The sequence below is a fragment of the Actinospineispora eucalypti genome, from assembly GCF_039543365.1.
In the GTDB taxonomy this organism is placed as follows: Bacteria; Actinomycetota; Actinomycetes; order Mycobacteriales; family Pseudonocardiaceae; genus Pseudonocardia; species Pseudonocardia eucalypti.
This window is the reverse complement of sequence record NZ_BAABJP010000064.1, coordinates 98668-102711: the sequence shown is the minus strand read 5'-3', so window position 1 is coordinate 102711 and position 4044 is coordinate 98668. Positions and strand designations below refer to the sequence as shown.

Genomic DNA, 4044 nt, shown 5'->3' with positions numbered 1-4044 from the left:
GGCCTCAAGACCTTATCAGGGAGTAATCAAATGATCGAACATGCGATCGCGATTGATCAGAGATTAGGAGAGCTCAGCTCAAGGTCGAATGATCCCCGGCACGGTGCAACTCACGCGCCGGGTCGTCCACAAGGACGCACCCGGGTACTCCCATACCGCCATAGCGGCGCCAAGCAAGATTGAACCTAGATGTCCCGGGTAGTCAGTTGGCAGCCCCAATATGAACGAAGGGTTAACCTAAATTAAGCGGTTCTGGTCAGCCCTCGGTCAATAATGATCATGGGCGACGCGCCGCGCGTGGGCAGCGAGGGGCGTGCGGGGCCGCGTGCGAGACCCAGGAGGGGAGCGCGCCGGATTATCGGCCGACCGCGATGGGTCGCACACGGGACGGACCCATGGGCGGCACGCCCCAATAGTCCATCGTGGAATAGGTATTCGGAGTCCTCCCGGCGAATGAAGCCGCGACGATTCCGTGTCCATCCGTATTAGCGACGAATGAATGGCCATGCGCGAAGGCTGACCGATTTCTCGGTGTGGCCGTCGGTGGGGCGTGGCCGTGGCCAACCGCGGCCGTGCGGGCGAGCCAGGCAACCGGGGACACGGCGGAATGGCCACGGCCACACGGCGGCCACCACGAGTGCGACTGGCCGGGTAAGCGTAAACAGCGTGGCCACTGATCTGGGTCGGCCAGGAGCGGCGTGGCCGGTGGCCACGGTGACCTGCCGGTGGCCACGTCGGCCACCCGGATGGCCGTCGCCGGTGCCTCGGACGGCCGCCGGCTGGCCGGTCAGGGCACGGTCAAGACTTGCCAGTCTTGAAACAACTGGTGAACGAATGCTTAGAGGGGTTCCGAAACTCTCAGCCTTAGATTTACTTAAGACGCGTTCCGATCGACATACCCAACGTGGCCGTGTGGCCCTTGGGGCGCGGCGGCTGGCCGGTCGATCCGGGATGTTGGCTCCCGCGTGGGTTCGCCGCGGCAGGCCGAACGCTTCGTGCGCCCGACGAGGAACGCGCGCGGCATGCGGCCAACCCGGTCCTGGAGAAGGTCGTCGGCCCGCCGCCGCCCGTATTCGAGCACGTCCGGTCCGTGCTGACGTTCACCGCCAGCGTGGTGTTGGTGCCCCTCGTGGTGATTGCGCTGCTGTACTTGCTGATCTTCGGTGGCGAGCTGGGGACCACCCTCGTCGGTTTGGCGATCGCCGCAGTGCTGATCTTCGTTCCGGTGTCGCTGATCGGGTTGGCCGCCCGGGCGCCGGTAATCGCTCAGGCCGGCGCGCACATCCTGGAGGGGCGGCACGGGGAGAAGGTGTGCCTGTATGAGCTGTCCGCTATCAGCGTCAAAGGCGGGAAGCTGCGGCTGGCCGGCGGCTTCCAGGGGCAGAAGTCCGGCTGGATGTCACCGCTGCCGTTGAGCCTGTTGGAGAGCAACCAGCAGCTGTGGGATCTGGTCTACAACGGGCTGCGGCACTCGGCGGCCAGGGGCGCCCGGGTGGAAGCGCAAACCCGCGAACTGCTGCGCTTGCCCTGGTATACTGACTGATAATCAGTCTATTTCTCTGCGATGCGACCGGTAGGCAGCGGTAGGGGGAGCCCGTGTCGAGGACAGGGTCGTTCGGGAAGGTGTTGGCCGCGGCCGCGTTGCCGCTGGCGGTCGGTGGGCTGCCGCAGGCCTTCGTAACACAGCCGAGCACGGTCGAGCTCGTCAGTTACGCGCGGGACGACGACGGATCTGGTGATCCGGCGGACCAATTGGGTTTCTGGGTGCCCAGGTCGCGCGATGTCTCGTCCGGCTCGTCCAGCGGCGGGACGTCCAGCGCGGACCCCGACTACTCGGAGTCGGTCATGGACGAGATCCGGGCGTTCTTCAGGAGCGTTCTGGGCAAGGGTTCGAGCGGCTCGGGGTCCGCCGAGGCCGGCCCCTTCTCCGACTCGCCGGACTACTGGCGCAAGATCTATTACGACCAGGCCATGGCGGTGGCCTCCGGGGCGGTCGACGCGTCGGCCGGGCAGACCGCCGAGACCACGGAAGACCCGCGCCCCGTGATCAATAACCCGGCCCCGACGTCCGGCTCGACGGTGGAAACCCAGTCCGCGTCCCCCGACTCGGAGCCGGTCTTGCCCTCGGTGGGCAGCGAGCCGATCGTCCCGAGCCAGCCCGACGTGAGCAACTCACCTCAGAATGGCCGGTCCCAGCCCTCCTCCGACATCGATAGCGGCGGCGACCCGAAGGCGCCGAAGGCGAACGGATCTTCCGGCAAATAGGATCGGCCGGCCCGTTCCCCGCCGAACTGGTCGGCGAGCTGCGCGCCGAGCTCCAGGAAGGCCAGCCGGGTCGGCTCGCGCAGCGCGTGCAGATCGAGCCGGCCGCCGGTGGCGAGGTGAGGGTCGTCGGGGATCTCGACGACCGTGCGGCAGCGGGTCTCGAAATGTGCGCGGATCCGCTCCCGGTCGATCTCTGGGCTGCGCCGGTTGGCGCAGAGCACAACCACCGCGTCGGTGACCCGTGACTGGTAACCGTGCGCGGTCAACCAGTCCAGTGTCTTCGCCGCCCGCGACGCCGCATCAACGGTTGGCGCACCCACGATCACCAGCGAGTCGGCCAGCGCCAGCGTGCCCTGCATCGCCGAGTGCACCAGGCCGGTGCCGGAGTCGGTGATGATGATGTTGAAGAACCGGGCGAGCAGCGCGCAGACCCGCGCGTACTCGTCCCGGTTGAACGCCTCACTTATCGCCGGGTCCTGCTCGGAGGCCAGCACCTGCAGCCGGCCGGCCAGGCTGGTGAAGCGGGAGATGTCGGTCAGCGAGTCGATCCTGTCGGCGTGGTTGAGCAGGTCCCGGACGGTGACGCCGGTTTCCCCGGTGAGCCGGTCGGCCAGGGTTCCCGCGTCGGGGTTCGCATCGATCGCGACCACCCGGTCGCCCCGGTACTCAGCCAGGGTCAGGCCGAGCACGGCGGCGACCGTGGTCTTGCCCACCCCGCCCTTCATCGAAGCCACCGCGATCTGGTGCAGGCCGGGCAGCTGCCGCCGGACCCGGCGCAGCAGGTCGTTGCGCGACGCTTCGGCATCGCTGATCCCCGGATTCCACCGGCCGCCGGATGCCGCATAGACGCCGTGCCGCCACCCGGCGGTCGGCCGGTCCGCGGCGCGCCGCAGGATCGCGTCCTCGGTGAGCGCGGGCGGGAAGGACGACGTCATGACGCCCCGAGCCGGTAGCCGTAGCCGTACAGGGTGGCGATCAGGCCCGGCAGGGCGAGCTTCTTGCGCAGGTTGTTCATGTGCGCGTCCAGTGCCCGGGAGGTCGGCCGCACCTTGCCGGACCAGACCTCGGCCACGATCTGTTGCCGGCTCACCGGCCGGCCCACGTGCCGCGCGAGCACGGCGAGGATGCCGAACTCGGTTCGGGTCAGCTCCGGGTGGACCCCGTTGACCTCCACCGTCCGCGCCTCCAGGTTGATGGACGCGCCCATCGCCCGCACCCGGCCCGGCGGTGCGCCGCCGTCGACCCGAGGCGCGCGCCGCAGGGTCTCGATCCGGGTCACCAGTTCCTGCACCTGTGCCGGCTTCCGCACGTAGTCGTCGGCGCCGCCGTGCAGCCAGCGCACGCCGGGGTAATCGTCCCCGCGCGCGGCCCACACCAGCACGGGCACCTGGCTCACTCGCCGGAACTGGCGCAGCGTGTCCAGCCACCGCCGGTTCGGCAGCTCGAGGTTGAGCACCACGGCGTCGTCCTTGCGGTGCATGGCGGGGGTGTCTATTTCCAGTGATCCGTGAACCAGGGAATGCCCGCGGGCCCACAGCCGACTGGCCAGCACACCTGACATTTCACCAACGTCTTGAACCATGAGGATGCGCATCGGTAAGCCCTAATCTCCGACCGGGTGGTCGCACGCAGAAGGTGGCTGAGATTGGCCTCCGGGGCTGTCCAGCGCCCAGATCCATTCGCTCCGCCAGCCCTGCGCGGGTTACCGCGAAGCCAGCTCGTAACTCACCGCCGGTGCCAGATGCAATCCAGCGCGTGAGCGCGACGAAGATTATTTTA

4 protein-coding genes are annotated in these 4044 nt (G+C 68.2%); 2 read left to right on the top strand and 2 right to left on the bottom strand.

Annotated features, from left to right (window positions below; genetic code table 11):
- The first annotated feature begins 904 nt into the window (after positions 1–904).
- Entirely contained in the window at positions 905–1543 is a 639-nt protein-coding gene (locus ABEB12_RS39725; protein WP_185063248.1) for a hypothetical protein, read from the top strand.
- Between the two features lie 83 nt (positions 1544–1626).
- A complete protein-coding gene (locus ABEB12_RS39720; RefSeq protein WP_345703548.1) occupies positions 1627–2265 on the top strand; it encodes a hypothetical protein in 639 nt (212 codons plus the stop codon).
- Here the strand turns inward: ABEB12_RS39720 and ABEB12_RS39715 are convergent.
- Together ABEB12_RS39715 and ABEB12_RS39710 are read right to left on the bottom strand one after the other, a co-directional pair.
- Positions 2178–3200, bottom strand: coding sequence for a nucleotide-binding protein (locus ABEB12_RS39715; protein ID WP_185063250.1), 1023 nt, complete (start codon positions 3198–3200; stop codon positions 2178–2180). The two genes, ABEB12_RS39720 and ABEB12_RS39715, sit on opposite strands and share 88 nt — an antisense overlap.
- Complete coding sequence (locus ABEB12_RS39710) at positions 3197–3745, bottom strand: winged helix-turn-helix domain-containing protein (protein ID WP_185063251.1); 549 nt, start codon at positions 3743–3745, stop codon at positions 3197–3199. Before ABEB12_RS39710 ends, ABEB12_RS39715 begins: the two co-directional genes overlap by 4 nt.
- Between the last annotated feature and the right edge of the window lie 299 nt (positions 3746–4044).